Origin of the sequence: Haloferax sulfurifontis, from assembly GCF_014635105.1 — an archaeon.
Lineage (GTDB): Archaea > Halobacteriota > Halobacteria > Halobacteriales > Haloferacaceae > Haloferax > Haloferax denitrificans.
Window position 1 is genome coordinate 126051 of sequence record NZ_BMCI01000003.1, and the last position, 19854, is coordinate 145904.

The 19854-nt window shown below is 67.9% G+C and carries 20 protein-coding genes; 12 read left to right on the forward strand and 8 right to left on the reverse strand.

What is annotated here, in order from left to right:
* The first annotated feature begins 57 nt into the window (after window positions 1-57).
* Window positions 58-486, forward strand: coding sequence for a DUF7539 family protein (locus IEV64_RS08950; RefSeq protein ID WP_007274384.1), 429 nt, complete (start codon window positions 58-60; stop codon window positions 484-486).
* A 99-nt stretch (window positions 487-585) separates the two neighbouring features.
* Here the strand turns inward: IEV64_RS08950 and IEV64_RS08955 are convergent, their stop codons facing one another.
* Together IEV64_RS08955 and IEV64_RS08960 are read right to left on the reverse strand one after the other, a co-directional pair.
* Entirely contained in the window at window positions 586-1791 is a 1206-nt protein-coding gene (locus IEV64_RS08955; protein WP_188423692.1) for a CBS domain-containing protein, read from the reverse strand.
* A gap of 161 nt (window positions 1792-1952) precedes the next feature.
* Window positions 1953-2198: a hypothetical protein gene (locus tag IEV64_RS08960; RefSeq protein WP_007274382.1), complete on the reverse strand. Its 246-nt coding sequence runs from the start codon at window positions 2196-2198 to the stop codon at window positions 1953-1955.
* 81 nt (window positions 2199-2279) lie between these two features.
* On the opposite strand from IEV64_RS08960, the gene IEV64_RS08965 reads away from it, so the two are divergent.
* Window positions 2280-2699 carry a DUF5367 family protein gene (locus IEV64_RS08965; protein ID WP_188423693.1) on the forward strand — a complete coding sequence of 140 codons (420 nt, stop codon included), beginning with the start codon at window positions 2280-2282 and terminating at the stop codon, window positions 2697-2699.
* Window positions 2700-2718: 19 nt separating this feature from the next.
* On the opposite strand, the gene IEV64_RS08970 is transcribed toward IEV64_RS08965, so the two are convergent.
* Together IEV64_RS08970 and IEV64_RS08975 are read right to left on the reverse strand one after the other, a co-directional pair.
* Window positions 2719-4311 carry a Na+/H+ antiporter NhaC family protein gene (locus IEV64_RS08970; RefSeq protein WP_007274380.1) on the reverse strand — a complete coding sequence of 531 codons (1593 nt, stop codon included), beginning with the start codon at window positions 4309-4311 and terminating at the stop codon, window positions 2719-2721.
* A 130-nt stretch (window positions 4312-4441) separates the two neighbouring features.
* Entirely contained in the window at window positions 4442-5563 is a 1122-nt protein-coding gene (locus IEV64_RS08975; protein ID WP_007274379.1) for a pyridoxal phosphate-dependent aminotransferase, read from the reverse strand.
* A gap of 257 nt (window positions 5564-5820) precedes the next feature.
* Between IEV64_RS08975 and IEV64_RS08980 the strand changes: the two genes are divergently transcribed.
* From IEV64_RS08980 to IEV64_RS08990, 3 genes are read left to right on the forward strand one after another with little or no spacing between them, the layout of a single operon-like run.
* The gene (locus tag IEV64_RS08980) at window positions 5821-6867 is read left to right on the forward strand and encodes an ABC transporter substrate-binding protein (protein WP_188423694.1); all 1047 of its coding nucleotides are present in this window, start codon (window positions 5821-5823) and stop codon (window positions 6865-6867) included.
* Entirely contained in the window at window positions 6864-7733 is an 870-nt protein-coding gene (locus IEV64_RS08985) for an ABC transporter permease (protein WP_188423695.1), read from the forward strand. Before IEV64_RS08980 ends, IEV64_RS08985 begins: the two co-directional genes overlap by 4 nt.
* The gene (locus IEV64_RS08990; protein ID WP_188423696.1) at window positions 7721-8527 is read left to right on the forward strand and encodes an ABC transporter ATP-binding protein; all 807 of its coding nucleotides are present in this window, start codon (window positions 7721-7723) and stop codon (window positions 8525-8527) included. Before IEV64_RS08985 ends, IEV64_RS08990 begins: the two co-directional genes overlap by 13 nt.
* Before the next feature lie 30 nt (window positions 8528-8557).
* Here IEV64_RS08990 and IEV64_RS08995 read toward each other — a convergent pair whose 3' ends face one another.
* Window positions 8558-8707 carry a hypothetical protein gene (locus IEV64_RS08995; RefSeq protein ID WP_188423697.1) on the reverse strand — a complete coding sequence of 50 codons (150 nt, stop codon included), beginning with the start codon at window positions 8705-8707 and terminating at the stop codon, window positions 8558-8560.
* A gap of 143 nt (window positions 8708-8850) precedes the next feature.
* Between IEV64_RS08995 and IEV64_RS09000 the strand changes: the two genes are divergently transcribed.
* Entirely contained in the window at window positions 8851-10230 is a 1380-nt protein-coding gene (locus tag IEV64_RS09000) for a DEAD/DEAH box helicase family protein (RefSeq protein WP_188423698.1), read from the forward strand.
* Between the two features lie 16 nt (window positions 10231-10246).
* Here the strand turns inward: IEV64_RS09000 and IEV64_RS09005 are convergent, their stop codons facing one another.
* Window positions 10247-10639, reverse strand: a complete 393-nt coding sequence (locus tag IEV64_RS09005) for a transcriptional initiation protein Tat (protein WP_188423699.1) — start codon at window positions 10637-10639, stop codon at window positions 10247-10249.
* Between the two features lie 146 nt (window positions 10640-10785).
* On the opposite strand from IEV64_RS09005, the gene IEV64_RS09010 reads away from it, so the two are divergent.
* The gene (locus tag IEV64_RS09010; RefSeq protein ID WP_188423700.1) at window positions 10786-12288 is read left to right on the forward strand and encodes a DUF790 family protein; all 1503 of its coding nucleotides are present in this window, start codon (window positions 10786-10788) and stop codon (window positions 12286-12288) included.
* Window positions 12289-12312: 24 nt separating this feature from the next.
* On the opposite strand, the gene IEV64_RS09015 is transcribed toward IEV64_RS09010, so the two are convergent.
* Window positions 12313-12849 carry a DUF7122 family protein gene (locus IEV64_RS09015; protein ID WP_007273616.1) on the reverse strand — a complete coding sequence of 179 codons (537 nt, stop codon included), beginning with the start codon at window positions 12847-12849 and terminating at the stop codon, window positions 12313-12315.
* Window positions 12846-13787: an RsmB/NOP family class I SAM-dependent RNA methyltransferase gene (locus IEV64_RS09020; RefSeq protein WP_007273617.1), complete on the reverse strand. Its 942-nt coding sequence runs from the start codon at window positions 13785-13787 to the stop codon at window positions 12846-12848. The genes IEV64_RS09015 and IEV64_RS09020 overlap by 4 nt, the downstream gene beginning before the upstream one ends.
* A 176-nt stretch (window positions 13788-13963) precedes the next feature.
* Here IEV64_RS09020 and IEV64_RS09025 point away from each other — a divergent pair, with 176 nt between their 5' ends.
* From IEV64_RS09025 to dnaJ, 5 genes are all read left to right on the forward strand, one after another.
* Window positions 13964-14710 carry a proteasome assembly chaperone family protein gene (locus tag IEV64_RS09025; protein ID WP_188423701.1) on the forward strand — a complete coding sequence of 249 codons (747 nt, stop codon included), beginning with the start codon at window positions 13964-13966 and terminating at the stop codon, window positions 14708-14710.
* A gap of 117 nt (window positions 14711-14827) precedes the next feature.
* On the forward strand, window positions 14828-15523 hold the full coding sequence (locus IEV64_RS09030) for a nucleotide exchange factor GrpE (protein WP_188423702.1): 696 nt from the start codon (window positions 14828-14830) through the stop codon (window positions 15521-15523).
* Between the two features lie 127 nt (window positions 15524-15650).
* On the forward strand, window positions 15651-16403 hold the full coding sequence (locus IEV64_RS09035) for an alpha/beta hydrolase (protein WP_007273620.1): 753 nt from the start codon (window positions 15651-15653) through the stop codon (window positions 16401-16403).
* A 239-nt stretch (window positions 16404-16642) separates the two neighbouring features.
* Window positions 16643-18514 carry a molecular chaperone DnaK gene (gene dnaK / locus IEV64_RS09040; RefSeq protein ID WP_188423703.1) on the forward strand — a complete coding sequence of 624 codons (1872 nt, stop codon included), beginning with the start codon at window positions 16643-16645 and terminating at the stop codon, window positions 18512-18514.
* 157 nt (window positions 18515-18671) lie between these two features.
* Window positions 18672-19829: a molecular chaperone DnaJ gene (gene dnaJ / locus IEV64_RS09045; protein ID WP_007273623.1), complete on the forward strand. Its 1158-nt coding sequence runs from the start codon at window positions 18672-18674 to the stop codon at window positions 19827-19829.
* Window positions 19830-19854 lie beyond the last annotated feature (25 nt).

Below are 19854 nucleotides of genomic sequence, written 5' to 3' on the forward strand. Positions count from 1 at the left end.
CGCGGCGCTCTGATTCACCGCACGAACGTTGATTGACCTGGCCGTCCTTCTAGAACTATGGCAGAATTCCCAGACGAGCGCCAGCTCGTACTCCGTGCGCGGTCCCAGCTGGACCAGTGGACGAGAGATGCGCGAATGGAGGCGTACACTGAACTGTTCGAAGGTGACGACGCCATCCTCTCCCCCGGAGAGGTCCAACTGGTCGACGCGCTCGACTCCGAACTGGAGCGAGAGGGCGGGGATGGTGTCTGGGGAACTGACCAATACGGAATCCACACGGCTGGAACTTCGAGTTCGGATACCTCGCTCGGCGTCGTTTGTGTGTATCACCCCCAGATAACCAAAGACTCCGTCCTTCGTGGGGCCGACGACCTCGATGACGAGACCGAAGAGCGACTCAACGCGGCGCTCTGGCGGTACAGTGAGCGGGTTGCGACGCTCATCGAAGAAGCACTCGACGAGTTCATCCGTCAGACTCGGGGGTAAGCCCCGGTCGCATCCACGTTCAGATGACGCCCCGAACTCGCTTTGACTAGGGGAGTGTGCCGGCCAGCAACGGTTGCCCGCTTGTAGCTACCGATTCGATTACCTACCGAGCCACCAGCCATAGAGCTGTGCCTGCTCGTCAGTGACGGGGCGCTTCTTCGACTGGCCGTAGGTCTTCCCCTTGAGAAGCTGGCGTTCGACAGCGTTCGCAGCCAGACGGAGGGCGTGGGAAGCACCGTACCCCTCCCCGTCGGCCGTGAAGTAACCGCGGTCGGTGACCAGCCGAATCCGCGCCAGCACCAGCGGCACGCCCCGCGATTGTTCCTTGTGCTCCTGCAGTTCGATACTGGCCTTGATCACGCTCATCTCGCCGTACTTCGAGGCCATGTCCTCGATGAGTGCGGAGACGTCGTCGTAGTCCATCCCCTCCAGCAGTTCAAGGCCGAACACCTGCACGGCGTTCCGGTCGTTTCGCTCCCAGGTGAGCGCCTCGATGACGTCCGTCTTCGTGATGATGCCGACCGGCTCACCGGTCCCGTCGGCCGTGACGATGAGCGAGGATATCTCCCGCTCGAACATCGTCTCGACGACCTCGTCGAGCGGAGCGCTCCGCTCGACGGTGAAGACCGCGTCGGACATCAGGTTCCGTACCGGTAGATCGAGCATTCGGTCGGAATCGCCCTCGCGCGCCCCGAACCCGCCACGGTTCTGTCGGCCACCGCCGCGGCCACTGGAGCCACCCGACCCGCCTTGGCTCTTCTGACCGCCCCGCGTCGTGAACTCGATGACGTCGTACAGGCTCAGCATGCCCTCGAGGTCGTCCCCGTCGACGATCGGGAGATGGTCGATTCCGGCTTCTCGGAGCAGGTTGAGCGCTTTCCCGATCGTGGTCTCAGGGGTCGCACTGACCAATTCCGCCGTGTAGGCGTCGTCGACAGTCACCGCGTCGAGAAACGGTCGAACGGCTTCGAGCACGGCATCGCCAGTCACCACACCGACGACATGGTCGTCGCGGAGTACGGGGAGCGTTTTGGCGTCGCTCCCGACCATGAGTCGCGCGACCTCGCGGACGTCCTCGGTGCGGTCGACAGTCGGGACGTGCTGGACCTGTGAGCCGACCTTCGCGGACGGCTGATTGGACGAGGACGCCAGCTGTCGGCGGCTCACGATACCGCGATATTCGTCGCCGTCCGTTACGACGACGGCATCGAGTTCCTGGTTCTCGAACGCCCCGGCGACTTTCGAGAGAGGGGTTCCGATGTCGAACTCGGTGAACTTCGTTGAGAGTATCTCGGAGATATCCATAAGTAACTCTCTAGTGTGAGGAGTGCAGGACGGTTATGCCTGTCCCAACCCTGATATCTGAGAGGCGGCCGAACGCGGGAGACGGAGCCGCCGTCAGTTCGGTCGACGCGCGGCTCGCGAATCGAGATTCGCGGCGGAAAACAGCGGTTCGTCGCGGCGGCTCAGAGGTCCTTGGCGACGCGAAGCTCCGAGTCGGTGACCGTCTCGACCGACTCGGCCGGGACCTCGATGTCGTCGCCGTCGGCGTCGCCGAAACCGAGGCCCTGCAGGACCGCCTCGGCGAGGTCCGGGTCGGGTTCGACGTACGCGATTTGGGCGTCCGCGTCGACCTCGGTCACGATTCCGATCTGTTCGGCCTCCTCGTCCATGAGGAACTTCCCTTCGTCGGCAGTCGAGAGAACTGACATTCGACCAAGCGTTGTGCCCGAGTGACATAATATCCTGCGGCCGGCACGAACGCTGATACCTTCTGCCCGCGTACGGAGCGCATGACAATCGGTTCACAGGTCGTCGAGGCCGACGCCCGCCGGCTCCCGCTGTCGGAGACGCGGGTGCTCCTCGGCGTCGGGCTGGCGATTGCCCTCGTCGCGGGCCTCGTCTTCCGCGTCGTCGGCCAACTCGTGTTGGTCCCCTCCCGTCCGCTGGTCACGGCCGCGGTGTTCGCGCTGACGGTCCCCGCGATGTGGGCGCTCGCGGTCGGGGTCTTCCGGTGGCGCGGGCTCTCCGGCGGCGCGAAGCGGGAGGCGGCGGTGTTGCTCGTCGTCCCCGGGATGCTCGTCGACGCGGTCTCGACGGCGCTGTTCTCGGTCGTCTACCCGAACATGGGCCTCGGAGCCGCGGGGCTCTTCGGCGGGCTGTTGCTCTTGGCGTACGCGACGGTGCTGGTCGCGGGGTTCGTCGGGCGGTGAAAAAGAGCGGGCGACCGGGTTAGTCGGACGACGACCCGAACGCGTTCGGAACGCTCACGTCGGCGTGCTGGGAGAGGTAGTAGGCGGCGACGAAGAGCGTGAGGACGCCGACGCCGAGGAGCGCGAGGGGGCCGACGCCGTAGCCGGAGACCGTGAGCGTGCTCACGCCGTAGCCGTCCGCGAGGAACAGCCCCGTGGCGACCGTTCCGCTCAGCAGTGCGTACGGAATCTGCGTGTTCACGTGGTCGACGTGGTCCGCGCCGGCGAACATCGACGAGAGGACCGTCGTGTCGCTGATGGGCGAACAGTGGTCACCGAACAGCGAGCCGGTGAGGATAGCGCCGATGGCACCGGGGAGCGGCGCGCCGAGCTGGTAGGCAAGCGGCACCGCGACGGGGAACATGATACTCATCGTCCCCCACGACGTGCCGATGGAGAACGAGATGATGGCCGCGGCGAGGAAGACGACCGCGGGCAGGAGTTCGGGCGTGATGACGCCCTCGGCGACGCTGACGACGAACGGACCGACGCCGAGCGCCTGACTGACGCCGCCGATGGTCCACGCCAGCGAGAGGACGGCCACGGGGAACATGACCATCTTGAAGCCCTCGAAGATGGCGTCGCTGACGGCTTCGAGTTGGACGCGGGCGTGGCCGACGAGGATGGCGAGCAGTAGCGCGCACGCCGAGAAGACTCCCCAGAGGATGGCGTCGGCGGTGGCCGCTCCCTTCAGCGCCTCGACGGGTGCCAATTCGGGCCAGCCGCCGGAGTACAGCAGGCCGAAGCCGGTGACGGCGACGAGCGTGACGATGGGCGCGGCGAAGTACCACCAGCGCGAGTCGACGTGGTCGGGCGTGACGATGTCCTCCTCGCGGGTCTCGATGAGGGGGTCGGCGTCGTCGCCGAGGACTTTCCCCTCTTCTTTCGCGCGCCGCTCGGCGCGCTTCATCGGGCCGAAGTCCCAGTCCATCACGACGAGGATGAACACGAGCGCGACCGCGAGCAGGCTGTAGAAGCGGAACGGGATGCTCTGGAGGAACACCACGAAGGCGCTCTGGTCGATGCCGAGCGAGGCGAACTGCTCGCGGATGAGGCCGACCTCGAAGCCGACCCACGTCGAGACGACGGCGACGCTCACCACGGGCGAGGTGGTCGAATCGAGCAGGTACGCGAGCTTCTCGCGGCTGATGTCGAACTTGTCGGTGATGGGGCGCATCACCGAGCCCGTAATCATCGTGCTCGCGTAGGAGTCGACGAAGATGAGCATCCCGAGGACGCTCGTCCCCAACGCGGCCTGTTTCCGGGTCTTGATGCGGGCGATGATGCGCTGTGCGAGCGCGTTCATCCCGCCCGAGAGGAATATCATCCCGAGCATCGCGCCCGAGAGGAACGTAAACAGGAGGAGTTTGCTGTTGAACGACTCGGTCACGTTGTTGATGACCAACTGGAGGGAGTACGCCGCCCCGCCGATGGGGTTCCATCCCACCAGGATGGTCGCACCGATCCAGATGCCGGTGAAAAGCGAGAGGAGCACCTGCCGGCTGACCAGCGTCAGCACGATTGCGAAGAGCGCCGGTAGCAGGCTGATGACTCCCTGCGTCTCTGCGGGCATGACAAACGTTTCGTCACTGACTCCCGAATTTAACGGTTTTCACTTCGAACGCCGAGAATAAGACGTATCGGATGCCTCTCGTTGTCGTGGTTCGACCAGCGAATCGACCGAATGTGGACGCGTGAGCGCCTCAGACGACCGCGTCGTACGCCTCGCCCATGATTTCGATGGCCTCGCGGAGCGACTCGGTGTCGGTCGCGTACGACAGGCGGGCGTAGCCGTGACCGTGTTCGCCGAACGCCTCGCCGGGGACGATAATGACGCCGCGGTCGATGCACTCGTCGACGAAGCCCTCGGGGACCTCGGGCATGACGTAGAACGCGCCGCCCGGCGACGGGACGGTGAGACCGATGTCCTCCAGCCCCTCGACGACGAGGTCGCGGCGCTCGCGGAACGTCTCGGTCATCTCCTCGATGCGGTCCTGCGGGCCGCTGAGCGCGGCTTCGGCGGCGAACTGGGCCGGTGCGGAGGCGCACGCCTGCACGTACTGGTGGACGCGGAGCATGCGCTCGACCCGGCGGGTGGAGCCGTACACCCAGCCGAGCCGCCAGCCGGTCATCGAAAACAGCTTCGAGGCCGAGTTGACGACGACGACGTTGTCGGTCTCGGCGAACTCGATGGGCGAGCGGTGTTCGCCCTCGAAGACGGTGTACTCGTACACCTCGTCGGAGATGCAGAGCACGTCGTGTTCGTCGGCGATGCGGGCGAACTCGGCGATGTCGTCGGGCGGCGAGACCGCGCCCGTCGGGTTGCCGGGGCTGTTGACGACGAACGCCGCGGTGTCGTCGGTGATGGCGTCTTCGACCGCCTCGGGGTCGAGCGTCAGGTCGTCGCGGAGGGGGACCGGAACCGGGTCGCCCCCGGCGAGTTTCGTGAGGGCGTCGTAGGAGACGAAGCCGGGGTCGGGGATGATGACCTCGTCGCCCTCGTTCACGTGCGCCTCGATGGCGATGTGGAGCGCCTCGCTCCCTCCGGCCGTGGCGATGACGTCGTCGGGGTCGAGGTCGACGCCCTGGTCGCGGCGGTGCTTCTCGGCGATGGCCTCGCGCAGGCTCGGAAGTCCCTTGTTGCCGGTGTAGCCGTCGGCCTCGCCGGCCTCGATGGCCTCGATGGCCGCCCGTCGAGCGTGGTCCGGGGCCGGGAAGTCGGGCTGACCCAGCCCGAGGTTGATAGCGTCTTCGCCAGCCGCCTCGAACACCTTGCGAATGCCGCTGATGGAGATGCGCTCCACCCGGTCGGAGAAGTGCGTCATATCCTATCCGGTGTCGCCGTTCGGGATAGTTCTTCCCACGCAGGGCCGCGGCCGACCCGTTGTCTCGGTGACGTGACCGCCGTCGTTTATCGGAGATTACGGCCGCTATCTGGGAGGCGTCGATTCGGAAAAACCGACCGCTGTAACCCCCGACCACGGCCGCAGACCGGAGTTTCTCCGGCTTCGGCGCGTCATCTACCGCGTCTATCGTTACCGGGTACGCGTCCGGAATAAGGCGCTGATTCGTAACGAGGACAATGACAGAGGCACCACGCTCGACTTCGATTAGCCGTAGACGATTCCTGCAGGGCTCCGGCCTCGCCGCGACCGCCGGCCTCGCGGGCTGTCTCGGCGGCTCCGGCGGGGGCGGGCTGGACGAACTCAACGTCGCCTACATGCCCATCTACCCGGACATGCAGTACTTCGTGATGGAAGAAGAGGGGCTGTTCGACCAGCTTTCGGTCCCGGTCGCGGGCAAGAAGTTCTCCGACGGTCCGAGCATCGTGCAGGCGTCGGCGACGGGCGACTTCGACGTGATGATGTTCGGCATCGTCCCGGCGATGATTGTCATGGACAAGGGCATCCCCGCGAAGATCACCGCGGCGAACATCAAGAACGCGATGCAGATTCTCGCCACCGACGACTTCGCCGCTCTCTGGGAGGAACACGGCGCGGACGCCTTCGCCGAGTTCGAGGCCCGAGAGGGCCGGAAGTTCACCTTCGGCACGTTCCCGCCGGGGTCGGTCCCCGACATCCTGCTCCGCTACTGGATTCAGAACACGCTCGGGCTCGACCCCGAGGAGGACGTGAACATCAAGGGCCTCGGCGGCGCGGCCGCGGTCCAGCAGGCGCTCCTCTCGAACAACGTCGACGGCACGAGCATCATGGAGCCCGTGCCGACGGTCATCGACGCCAACGACGCGCCGTTCCAGTCCATCGCGTGGGCGGGCGACTTCATGCCCGGCCAGCCCGCGGCGGTCACGCTCATGCACGACCGCCTCCGACAGGACAACCGCGACCTCGCTACGGAGTTCGTCGAACTCCACCGGCAGGCGACGAACTTCGTGGCCGACAGCCCCGACACGGCCGCCGAGCACGCGAGCTCGGTGATCGGCGAGAGCGCGCTCCCGGTCGAGACCGCCCGCGCGGCGCTCGACTCCCCCGCGTCCGACTTCATCACGGACCCCCACGACATCGAAGGCGGCGCTGAAATCTTCGCCGACTACGCCCAGACGCTCGGGAAGACGGAAGCCCAGTTGACCGTCGACGAGATGTTCGATTACGGTATCTACGACTCGCTATGAGCAACGACGAAGTCGGCGCGGGCGTCACGCTCTCGGAGACCGAGGCGGACGAGCGACTGCTCGACCGACTCGCGGCCGTCTCCTCGGAACAGACGGGGCTCGCGGTCGCCGGCTTCGCGGGCTTTATCGCCGTCTGGTACGTCGCCGCGCTGTTCCAGCCGACGTATCTCCTCCCCTCGCCCGTCGAGGTGCTCGCGGCGTTCGTCGTCGAGCTCACCGCGCCGGCCTCGCTGTCGATTCCGTTCACCGGCGTGGAACTCCCGGCGACCCGACTGCTGGTCAAGCTGGTCCAGAGCCTCTACCACTACGTGCCGGGACTGCTCATCGGGACCTCGCTCGGCGTCTTCGCGGGCGTCGCCATGGGCTGGAACGCCCGCGTCGACAGCGTCTTCACGCCCGTCACGCGCCTGCTCCGCCCGATTCCGCCGCTGGCGTGGATCGGCTTCGCCGTCATCTGGCTCGGCGTCAACCATCAGGGCGCGACGTTCATCGTCGCCATCGGCTCCTTTTGGATTAACTTCTACAGCGCCTACGGCGGCGTCGAGGGGGTCTCCGAGGACCTCAAGGAGGTCGCCGCGACCCTCGGCGTCGACGACGACTGGACGATGATTCGGAAGGTCGTCATCCCGGCGGCCAGCCCCTCTATCATGACCGGCATCCGGACGAGCATCGGCCAGTGTTGGATGATTGTCGTCGCGGCCGAACTCATCGTCGGCGTCGGCGTCGGCTACGAGATTCTCAACACGGCGCAGAACCTCGCGATGGACGTGTCTGTCGCCTACATGCTCGTCATCAGCATCGTCTTCCTCGTGAGCGACGGCCTGTTCCGCCGGGTCGAACGGCGGGTGCTGGAGTGGCGAGCATGAGCGACGACGCGAACGCGGACACGACCGCGGCCGCGACGGGCATCGACGAGGCCGCGAAGGTCAGCGTCGACTCGCTCGGCAAGACCTACGCGTCCGACCGGCGGACGGTCGAAGCCCTCTCCGGCGTGGAGTTCGCCGTCGCGGACGGCGAGTTCGCCTGTATCGTCGGCCCCTCGGGGTGCGGCAAGACAACGCTGTTCCGCGTCATCGCCGGGCTCGAAGACGCGACGACGGGCGCGGTCACCCTCGACGGCTCGCCCGTCACCGGCCCCGGCACCGACCGCGGGATGGTGTTCCAGGAGTACGGGCTGTTCCCGTGGCGGACCGTCAGCGAGAACGTCGCCTTCGGCCTCGAAGAACAGGGCGTCGAGGAACCGGCGCGCTCGGAACGCGTGACGGAGATGCTCGAACTCGTCGGCCTCGACGGCTTCGCCGACGCCTACCCCAAAGAGCTGTCCGGCGGGATGAAACAGCGCGTCGGCATCGCCCGCGCGCTCGCGGTCGACCCCGAACTCCTCCTCATGGACGAGCCGTTCGGCGCGGTCGACGCCCAGACCCGCGACATGCTCCACGGCGAACTGCTCGATATCTGGACGGAGACGGACAAGACGGTGCTGTTCGTCACCCACGACGTCGAAGAGGCCGTCACGCTCGCCGACCGCGTGGTCGTCATGGCCGCCAACCCGGGCCGCGTCCGCGAAATCGTCTCGGTCGATATCGACCGCCCGCGCGAGCGGACCGAAAGCGAGTTCGCGGAATACGTCGAGCGGATTCGCGGACTCATCGGGGAGTAGTCCGGATTCTACGCGCCCGATTCTCGCGTCTTACTCTCTCGCCTCTCGCAACTCGTCGATGTGGGCGTCGATGACCGACAGCGTCGCGTCGGCGTCGACGTAGCCCTTCTCGTACTCCTTTATCGCGCTGTTGTAGTCGCTGAGGAACTGTGCGACCGCGTCGTCGAGGTCGTCGCTCATACACGTCCGTAGCCCCGCCATCGGATTTGAACCTTCGGCCCGAGGTCGGCGAGGGCGGGACCCTCGTGGCACCGCCCCGACCCTCCCCGACCGCCCACCGCGGGACCGTCGATTTATCACCGCGCCCCGCCAACGCGCCGGTAGTGACGACCCTCCGCTTCGAGGACGGCACCGTTCACGTCGGCACCGACGGCGGCGACGGCTCCGAGGGCGACGCCGACGTTCGGGCCGCCCTCGCCGACGTGCCGAGCGTCGAAGCCGACCCCAGAAGCGGCGGCTATCGCGCCCCCGCGATGCGGTACGCCGCGGTTCGGGACGCGCTCGACGCGGCCGGCGTCGACTACGACGACCGAGTCGCGGCCGCGCTCGCCGCTCCCCTCTCGCTTTCGACGACTTACGACCTCCGCGACTACCAGCGCGCCGCCCTCGACGCGTGGCTCGACGCGGGCAGTCGCGGCGTCGTGGAACTGCCGACCGGCGCGGGCAAGACGGTGCTCGCGGTCGCGGCGATGGTCGCCCGCTCGGTGCCGACGCTCGTCGTCGTGCCGACCATCGATTTGCAGGACCAGTGGATACGCGAACTCGAAACCGAGTTCGACGTGCCGGTCGGGCGCTTCGGCGGCGGCGAACAGACCCAAGAGCCGATTACGGTCTCGACGTACGACTCGGCGTATCTCCGCGCCGACGACGTGGGCGGCGACTTCGGCCTCGTCGTCTTCGACGAGGTGCACCACCTCGGCGGCGAGGGGTATCAAGACATCCCGCGGTTTCTCGCCGCGCCCGCCCGCCTCGGCCTGACGGCGACGTTCGAGCGCCCCGACGGCGCGCACGAGCGCGTCGAGGAACTCGTCGGCCCGCGGGTGTACCGCCTCGACGTGGACGACTTGGCGGGCGACCACCTCGCCGACTACGAGGTCCGCCGCATCGAGGTGGAACTGACGGCCGCCGAGCGCGAGACGTACGACGCGGCACAGGAGACGTTCGTGAACTACCTGCGCACCTCGGGGCTGTCGATGCAGTCGGGGAGCGACTACCAGAAGCTCGTGATGCGCTCGGGCAACGACCCGCGGGCCCGGGAGGCGCTTCTCGCCAAACAGCGCGCCCGCGACGTGATGATGAACTCCGAGGCGAAGGTGGACAAACTGGCCCGGTTGCTCGCGCGGCACCGCGAGGACCGCGTCATCGTCTTCACCGCCTCGACCGACCTCGTCTACCGCATCTCGCGGCGCTTCCTCGTCCCGCCGATAACCAACGAGACCGGCACGAGAGAGCGCCGCGAAATCCTCGCTCGCTTCCGCGACGGCACCTACGACACCGTCGTCGCGGCCAACGTGCTCGACGAGGGCGTGGACGTGCCCGACGCCAACGTCGGCATCCTCCTTTCGGGGTCGGGGTCGGAACGCGAGTTCACCCAGCGACTCGGCCGCATCCTCCGTCCGAAGGCCGACGGCGCGACCGCGACGCTCTACGAACTCGTGAGCGTCGAGACTGCGGAAGAACGGGTGGCGGCCCGGCGTCGGTGACCGCGGGAAACTCCTCTCAGACCAGCGAGACGTTCAGGTCGCCGTCTTCTCTGAAGGCGTCGTACCCGAACTCGAACTCGACTGCGAAGTCGGCGGTCCCGCCGGCCGGAACGGCGAGTTCCTGCGACTGCGTCGTGCGTTCGCCGCCGACGGTGACCCGGACTTCGACCGTGGTGAGCCGCTCGGCCCCGCCGTCGTTGAGGACCGACCCGAAGACCCGGAGACGGCCGTCGTCGGTCGCCCCGTAGTCGATATCTTCGATGCGGACCGGGGAGACCTCGGGCGTGTCCCGGGGGTCGCCAGCCGGTGCCGCCGGCGGGTTTCGCGGCCCCGTCGCGCCCGGTAGCGAGCCGAGACAGCCCGACGACAGGCCGACTGAGACCAGTCCGAGGAGGCGTCGTCGCTCCATACGGTGGCGTCCGCCGCGGGCGCAATGAACCTTGTCGTCCGCGTCGTCTCCGTTCTCGGCTTCCGGTCGTCCGACCGTCGCCCCGGACACCTCCGTTGTCTCCGCCGCCCGAGTCGTTTTTGTCCCGCGGCCACCTCGTGGCGAGCGTGCTGACGAAGGACCTGCTTCGCGTGTCGCGGGCGGGCGGCGGCTATCACCCGCAGTTCGCCGACCGGGGGGACCGCCCGCTGGCCGCGAAGGCCATCGGCGTCTTCCGGCGACACGTCGGCGACGCGCGGGCCGACCTCGACGACGCCCTCGCCGACCTCGAAGCCGAGGCCGACGACTTCAAACTCGCCCGCGGCTTCGCGTCGCTCCTCGACCGCGAGGCGGTGTTCGAGACGGCGGCTCCCCTGCCCCCCGCCCGCGCCCGCCGCGCCGCGTTCGAAGCCGCGATGGCGGTCGGCGGCGTGACGACCGACGAGGAGCGAGCCGCGGCGCTCGACCGCGCGGCGTCCTCGCTCGGGTCGTCGCCCGACGCGGTCGACGAGTCGCTCACGGCCGACCGCGAGGTCGAACAGGTGCTCTCCGAGTTCGACCCGCGGTGGACGCCCGACGAACTGCTCGCGCAGTACAACCTTTCGCTCGCCCAGACCGCCCTGTTCGACGCGACCGAGGTCCGGGTTCGAAGTTCCGACCCGAAAGCCGTCGTCTCGGCGGTCAAGCGCCTCCGGCTGATGTACGAGGTCCGGAAGACCGACGCCGGCCGCGAGGTCGTCGTCACCGGCCCCGACGCGCTGTTTCAGCGAACTCGCCGGTACGGGACCGCCTTCGCCCGCCTGCTCCGGTCGGTCGCCACCGCTGGCGACTGGCGACTCGTGGCGACCATCGACGACCGCGGGACCGACCGGGAGATGACGCTCACGAGCGACGACGTGTCGGTCCCCGGCGTCGATCCGATGGCCGAACCCGGCTTCGACAGCGGCGTGGAGGCCGACTTCGCCGCCCGCTTCCGCGGCCTCGACCTCGACTGGTCGCTCGTTCGGGAGCCGGAACCGCTCGAAACGGGCACGAGCGTGATGATTCCGGACTTCGCGTTCGACTACGTCCACGCCGACTTCCGCGTCTTCTTCGAGATTATGGGCTTTTGGACGCCCGAGTACGTCGAAAAGAAGCTGGGTCAACTGGCCGACGTGGAGGACGTGGAACTCGTCGTCGCCGTCGACGAGTCGCTCGGCGTCGGCGAGGACATCGCCGCCCGCGACCACCGCGCCGTCCCGTACGCGGGCTCCGTGCGCGTGAAGGACGTGGTGGACGTGTTGCGCGACTACGAGTCCGACCTCGTCGCCGACGCGGCCTCGTCGCTCCCCGCCGAACTCGCGCCCGACGACGACGTGGTGACGCTGTCGGACCTCGCGGCCGCCCGCGGCGTCTCGGTCGACGCGCTCGACGACGTGGTCTTTCCGGACCACGAACTCGTCGGGCGGACGCTGGTCCGGCCGGGCGTCCTCGACGCGCTCGCCGAGGAGGTCGAGGCGGGGATGTCGCTGTCGGCGGCCGAGTCCGTCCTCGACGACCGCGGCCTCGACGACGCGAGCGCGGTCCTCTCGCGGCTCGGCTACCGGGTCGAGTGGGAGGGGCTGACCGGCGGGACGGTCAGAGAGAAGTAGCGTCGGGGTGCGACCCCGAACCGCTCAGTCGAGTTTGACGAGGTCTTCCTGCCGACCTTTCGGGACCGTCGAGCGGAGTTCCCCGTGGAGGTAGAGGCCGACGCCGAGGGGTTCGAGTTCGCCGGCGATTTCGTGGGCGGCGGTGAGATAGCCCCAGTCGCCCTCCCACCGGTCGAGCTGTTGGTCGTGGCCGTCGACGAACGCCTTCGCCTCGCCCGGACTCAGTTCGATGACGTTCTTCGTCGCGTCGCCGCAGAAGCGCTGGACCGCGTTGGTCGAGGGCTTCCAGTGGCGCTGGCGGGTCCGCAGAATGCGCATTCCGAGGCCCTCGACTTCGATGGGGTCGACGACCTCGCCGTGGAACGCCCAAATCTTGCCCGCGCCCTTCTCCCAGAACGTGTAGCCGTCGAAGACGGCGGGGGCGACGCCGAACCGCTCGTCCCACCAGTCGATGACCTCCTCGCGGGAGGGGCGACCGTCGACGACGCGGTCGTCGGCCGTCGGCGGCAGGCGGTCGAACTGCTGGCCCCAGTTCTCGTCGGGGGCGGTGTCGTCGCTCATGCGGTCACCTCCAGCTTGGCGGTGAAGAAGCCGCCCGTGTCGTTGTGGTGCGGGTAGACGCGGCGGGCCTTCGTCACCGACGGGTCGTACTCGTCGCCCTCCCACTCGGTGATGCCGGGCGCGGTCTCGAAGCCGTCGGGGACGTCCCACTCGACCACCTCGCAGTCCTCCCGTTCGAGGACGAAATCGAGGATGGCCTCGTTCTCCTCCGGCGCGAAGGTACACGTGGAGTAGACGACGTTCCCGCCGGCTTTCGTCACCTGCACGGCGCGCCGGAGGATGCCCTTCTGGATGCCGGCGACGCTCTTGACGTGGTTCATCGTCCACTCGTCGAGCACGTCGGGGTTCTTCCGGCAGGTGCCCTCGCAGGAACACGGCGCGTCCACGAGGACGCGGTCGAACTGCTCGAACGATTCGGACTTCTCCGGGGTCCGCTCCCCGTAGGGCTTCATCGAGAAGTTGCGGGCGTCCTGATTCGACACGACGAGGTTGGTCACGCCGAGGCGCTCGGCGTTGTGGCGGAGCGCCGACAGCCGGCCGAGGTTGTTGTCGTTGCCGATGAGGACGCCCTCGTCGTCCATCATGGCGGCTATCTGGGTCGTCTTCGACCCCGGCGCGGCGCAGGTGTCCCACACCCGCTCGCCCGGTTGCGGGTCGAGGGCGATAGCGGGAAGCGCCGACACTTCCTCTTGGCCGTGGAGCCAGCCGTGGAAGTACGGCCAGTTCGTCCCCGGACTGCTGTCTTCGAGCTTGAGGATGCCGGGGTGCCAGTCGGTCGGTTCGTAGGCGACGCCCTCGTCGTCGAGCGCCTCGCGGGCGCGCGCCACCGTCGTCTTGATGGTGTTGACGCGGACGACGGAGGGAAGCGGCCGCTCGCAGGCCGCGAAAAAGGCCTCCTCGTCGTCCACGAGCGGCGCGTACCGCTGGAGCGGGTTCATGACACTCGATTCCGCGCGGGCGCGTTTGTCGGTTTCGGAGTCGCCGGCGTCGTCGCCCGAGACCGGCACCGGTCGAACCAGTCGCGTCGGGACGGGGCGGGACGGGGCGGAGCCGGCGGCCGACGGCTACGTACTCGCCCGTCGGATTTACCTCGCCCCGGCGACCATGTTCACCTATGGCACGCATTCGCGTCCTCGCGGAGGAACTCACCGACGAACTGGAGTCGCCGACGCTGGTCGAGGGACTGCCGGGCGTGGGGTTGGTCGGCAAAATCGCGGCCGACCACCTGGTCTCGGAGTTCGACATGACCCACTACGCGGACGTGTTCTGCGAGGGCGTCCCGAAGGTCGCGGTCTACATGGAGGACGACCCGGCGTTGCACCCGCCGGTCAGGCTCTACGCCGACCCGGAACGGGACCTGCTCGTCCTCCAGAGCGACATCCCAATCCGTCCCGAGGCGGCGACCGAACTCGCGGCCTGTCTCGGCCCGTGGTTCGAGGAACTCGACGTGCTCCCCGTGTTCCTCTCGGGCATCGCCCACGAGAGGTCCGAGGACGTGCCGGCGCTCTACGGCGTCGGCACCGACGGCGCGCGGTCGCGGCTCGAAGCGGCCGGTATCGACAGTCCCACGGAGACCGGTCTCGTCTCGGGGCCGACGGGCGCGCTCCTGAGCAACGCCGTCTCGGTCGGCCGCCCGGCGCTCGCGCTGATAGTCGAGTCGGACCCGCAGTTCCCGGACCCCGAGGCCGCTCGCGTCATCATCAAACACGGCCTCGAACCCTTCGTCGGCATCGAGGTGCCCGTCGACGACCTCGTGAACAGCGCCACCGAGATACGGCAGGCCAAAGAGCAGTTGGCCCGGCGGATGCAACAGTCCGACGAGGAGAGCACGCAGGCCCGACCGCTCGGGATGTACCAGTAGGCGGCGCTGGCGGTCGGTCGCGGGGAGTTTCGCCCCGCGCGACCCCTCCGCCCTGAGAAGGGTTTCGGCCGACCCGCAGTCTACACGTTTAAGCCGCGTCGGACACTTCTCCCGCCCATGAGCGACGACCCTGCCGAGTCGGTCACGGACGCGAACGCAGACGCCGAGACTGACGCGGCATCCGACGTAGCGGCGCAGGCGGCCGAAGACGCGGCGACGGGCGCCGACGGCGAGGCGTCGAGCGCCGAGTCGGCGGCCGAGGAATCCGACGCGGCGGGCGACGGGCCGACCGTCGCCGACCGCGTCGCCGAGTACGACGACGACCTCGCGGCCGAGGTCGCGGCGCTCGAAGCCCGCGTCGCAGACCTCGAAGCCGAGCGCGACGAGGCAGAGGCGACGGCCGAGGAACTCCAGTCGCGTCTCAAGCGCACGCAGGCCGACTTCCAGAACTACAAGAAGCGCGCGAAGAAGCGACAGTCCCAGATAAAAGACCGCGCCACCGAGGACTTCGTCGAGCGCGTCGTCACCGTCCGCGACAACCTCGTTCGCGCGCTCGACCAGGACGACGACGCCGACATCCGCGGCGGCCTCGAATCGACGCTCAAGGAGTTCGACCGAATCCTCGAAGACGAGAACGTCGAAATCATCGACCCCGAACCGGGGACCGACGTGGACCCGAACCGCCACGAGGTGATGATGCGCGTCGACAGCGACGAACCGGCGGACACCGTCGCCGACGTGTTCCAACCCGGCTACGAGATGGCCGACAAGGTCATCCGCGCCGCGCAGATCACGGTCAGCAAGGGCGAATAGCGCGCTGTCGACCGGGCGCTCGCCGCCGTCGGGGGCGGTCTCGCCTCCCTCCGACCGGCGAGGACTTTTGTTCTCACCTCGCTATCACTACGCCATGCGACTTCGTTCCCGTCGGCGGCGGCCGACCGTGCGCGTCACCCAACACGGCGACCCCGGCGACGACGACCTGCTTTTCGTCCTCGGGTGGGGCAACGAGCCGGGTCACCGGAGCGTCGAGTGGCTCCTCGACCGCCTCACCTACGAGGGGTATCACGTCCACGCCGTCGAACTCCCGACGAACGGCTGGGAGTTCGAGCGCCAGTACGTGAGCCCGGTGCGGGCGTACGCGGTCGACCGCGACATCGACCTCGTCCTCAGCCACAGCACCGGCGGCCTCGTGGCCGCCCACCTCGACCTCTCGGTCCGGAACGTCTTTCTGAGCCCGTGGTGGGGGACGGCGGTTTCGGGGCTCGCCACGCTCTTTTTGCCCCTTGTCAGACGACTGCCGACGACCAAGGCCGTCGTCCCGTCCGGCATCTCCCGCGACGACCTCGGCGAGCTGAAGCTCGCGGCCGAGCTGGCCGACGCCCCGGGAAACGCCTCGCCCGCGTTCCTCCGCATGATCCACGGAGCTCAGGAGTCGTTGCCGCCGTTCAACCCCGACGACGTGGTGTTCGTCTCGCTTTCGGACCGCGTCGTCGACGTTCGCGCAATCGGCGACCGGACCCCGTCTGCGAACCTCGTCCCGTACGACGGCGGCCACGAGTTCTTCGCCAGCGAGGGCAGAGAGCGGACGCTCTCGGTGGTGCTCGACGCCCTCGACGGGGCCGACGCGCCGTCGCTCCGCTCGGACGGCGCTGATTCGCCCGACGGAACCGAGCGCCCGCGGCCGACGGACTGACCGCCTGCAGGGCCGCGCGGTCGGTCGCCGACTGGGTGCTGGGCCGTCGGCCCGGCGCTCGCCGCCGGGTGCTCTCGCTCGGAGCCGTCGCCGCGACGCGGTCGGCGGTTCTACATAAATCGACCGACCTGTTTCGACGCGAGAAGTAGAAATCGCAAGACGGCGTCGACCCCGATGCACACCGTGTGTCGCAGTATCTAGTAACCTTTAACCGGCAAAAGACGGTATTTGCGGGCAAGATGGCGAGCAACAAGATTCTGGGTATCGACCTCGGCACCACGAACAGCGCGTTCGCGGTGATGGAGGGCGGCGACCCGGAGATTATCGTGAACGCAGAAGGCGACCGAACCACCCCCTCCGTCGTCGCGTTCACCGACGACGGTGAGCGGTTGGTCGGCAAGCCGGCGAAGAACCAGGCCATCCAGAACCCAGAGCGCACGATTCGCTCTATCAAGCGCCACATGGGCGAGGACGGCTACACCGTCGACATCGAGGGCGAGGAGTACACGCCGGAGCAGATTTCGGCGATGATTCTCCAGAAGATCAAGCGCGACGCCGAGGACTACCTCGGCGACGAACTGCAGAAGGCCGTCATCACCGTCCCCGCGTACTTCAACGACAAACAGCGGCAGGCGACGAAGGACGCCGGCGAAATCGCGGGTCTCGACGTCGAGCGCATCGTCAACGAGCCGACCGCCGCGTCGATGGCCTACGGTCTCGACGACGAGTCGAACCAGACCGTGCTCGTCTACGACCTCGGCGGCGGCACGTTCGACGTGTCCGTCCTCGACCTCGGCGGCGGCGTCTACGAAGTGGTCGCCACGAACGGGGACAACGACCTCGGCGGCGACGACTGGGACGAGGCCATCATCGACTGGCTCGCCACCGAGTTCAAGAACGACCACGGAATCGACCTCCGCGAGGACCGACAGGCGCTCCAGCGTCTCAAGGACGCGGCCGAGGAAGCGAAAATCGAGCTCTCCTCGCGCAAGGAGACGACCATCAACCTCCCGTTCATCACGGCGACGGACTCCGGGCCGGTCCACCTCGAATACGACCTGACCCGCGCGAAGTTCGAGTCGCTCACCGCCGACCTCATCGACCGCACGGTCGAGCCGACCGAGCAGGCGCTCGAAGACGCCGGCTACGACAAGGGCGACATCGACGACGTCATCCTCGTCGGCGGCTCCACCCGGATGCCGCAGGTCCGCGACAAGGTCGAAGAACTGCTCGGCTCCGAGCCGAAGAAGTCCGTCAACCCCGACGAGGCCGTCGCGCTCGGCGCGGCTATCCAGGGCGGCGTCCTCGGCGGCGAGGTCGACGACATCGTCCTCCTCGACGTGACGCCGCTGTCGCTCGGTATCGAGGTCAAAGGCGGCCTCTTCGAGCGCCTCATCGAGAAGAACACGACGATTCCGACCGAGGAGTCGAAGATTTTCACCACCGCGGCCGACAACCAGACGACGGTGCAGGTCCGCGTCTTCCAGGGCGAACGCGAGATGGCCGAGGACAACGAACTCCTCGGCGAGTTCACGCTCTCCGGCATCCCGCCGGCCCCCGCGGGCACCCCGCAGATCGAAGTCGGCTTCAACATCGACGAGAACGGCATCGTCAACGTCTCCGCCGAGGACAAGGGCTCCGGCAACGCCGAGTCCATCACCATCGAGGGCGGCGCGGGCCTCTCCGACGACGAGATCGACCGCATGCAACAGGAGGCCGAACAGCACGCCGAAGAGGACAAAGAGCGCCGCCGCGCCGTCGAGGCCCGCAACGAGGCCGAGGGCGCGGTCCAGCGCGCGGAGACGCTCCTCGAAGAGAACGAAGAGAACGTCGACGACGAACTCCGCGCCGACATCGAGGCGGCCATCGAGGACGTCGAAGCCGTCCTCGAGGACGACGACGCCTCCACGGACGAACTCGAAGACGTGACCGAGGACCTCTCGAAGCAACTGCAGGAAATCGGCAAGCGCATGTACCAACAGCAGGCGCAGGCCGGCGGTGCCGGCGGCGCTGGCGCTGGTGCGGGCGCGGCCGGCGGCCCCGGCGGTGCCGACCCCGAGGACTTCGTCGACGCCGACGCGGACTTCGACGAGGACGAAGAGGACAACTGAGCGACTGAGCGACTGACTGACTGACTCTCGGGTCGCCGAGGGACCCGACGCCGGCGGTCGAATCCGGGCGAAACCCCCGGTTTGACCCCGCTCGCGCTCGCCGCGATACGAGAGACGGACTTTTCAAATACCTTCACCGGCTACAAGATAGCAACTGATGAGCGAGAACTTCTACGACGTACTCGGGGTCTCGCGGGACGCCTCGAAAGACGAAATCAAGAACGCGTACCGCAAGAAGGCCGCGAAGTACCACCCCGACGTTTCCGACGAGGACGACGCCGAGGAGAAGTTCAAGAAGGTCCAGAAGGCCAAGGAGGTGCTCACGGACGACGAAAAGCGGCAGATGTACGACCAGGTCGGCCACGAGCGCTTCCAGCAGTCCCAGAAACGCGGCGGCGGCGGTGGCGGCCGCGGCGGTGGCAACCCCTTCGGCGGCGGCGGTAACCCGTTCGGCGGCATGGGCGGCGGCGGTGGCGGCTTCGAGGACATCTTCAACAACCTGTTCAACGGCGGCGCGGGCGGCCAACAGCGCAACCGCCCCCAGCAGGGCCGCGACGTGGCCCAGCGCATCTCGATCGACCTCGAAGACGCCTACCACGGCATCGAGCGCGACGTGACGATTCGCCGCCGCGAGGTCTGTCCGGAGTGCGACGGCGAGGGCCACCCCGACGACGCAGAGGTGAACACCTGTTCGGAGTGTAACGGCTCGGGCCAGCAGACGACGGTCCAGCAGACTCCCTTCGGCCGCGTCCAGCAGACGACGACCTGTCGCGCCTGCGGCGGCGAGGGCGAGACCTACAGCGAGGACTGCTCGGAGTGCCGCGGGAGCGGTCGCGTCCGCCGCACCCGCGACGTGACCATCACCATCCCCGCCGGCTTCCGCGACGGCCAGCGCCTCCGCTACCGCGGCGAGGGCGAACCCGGCGAGAACGGCGGTCCCAACGGCGACCTGTTCGTCGAGGTCAACGTCCGCGACCACGAGGAGTTCGAGCGCGACGGCGACGACCTCCGCTACACCCACCCCATCTCCTTCCCGCAGGCCGTCTTCGGCGCGACCGTCGAGGTGCCGACGCTCGACGGCGAGGAGGAACTGAAGGTGCCCGCGGGCACCCAAAGCGGGTCGACGTTCACCGTCTCCGACGCGGGGATGCCCCACCTCGACGGTCGGGGCCACGGCGACCTGCACGTCGAGGTCCACGTCGTCACGCCCGAAGACCTCAACAAGGAACAGCGCGAGGCGCTCAAGGAGTTCGCCGAGGCCGGCGGCGAAGAAGTGAAAGAGGGCCTCTTCCAGAAACTGAAGAACTCGCTGTAACGGATTTCCGGCACCGCCACCCTCT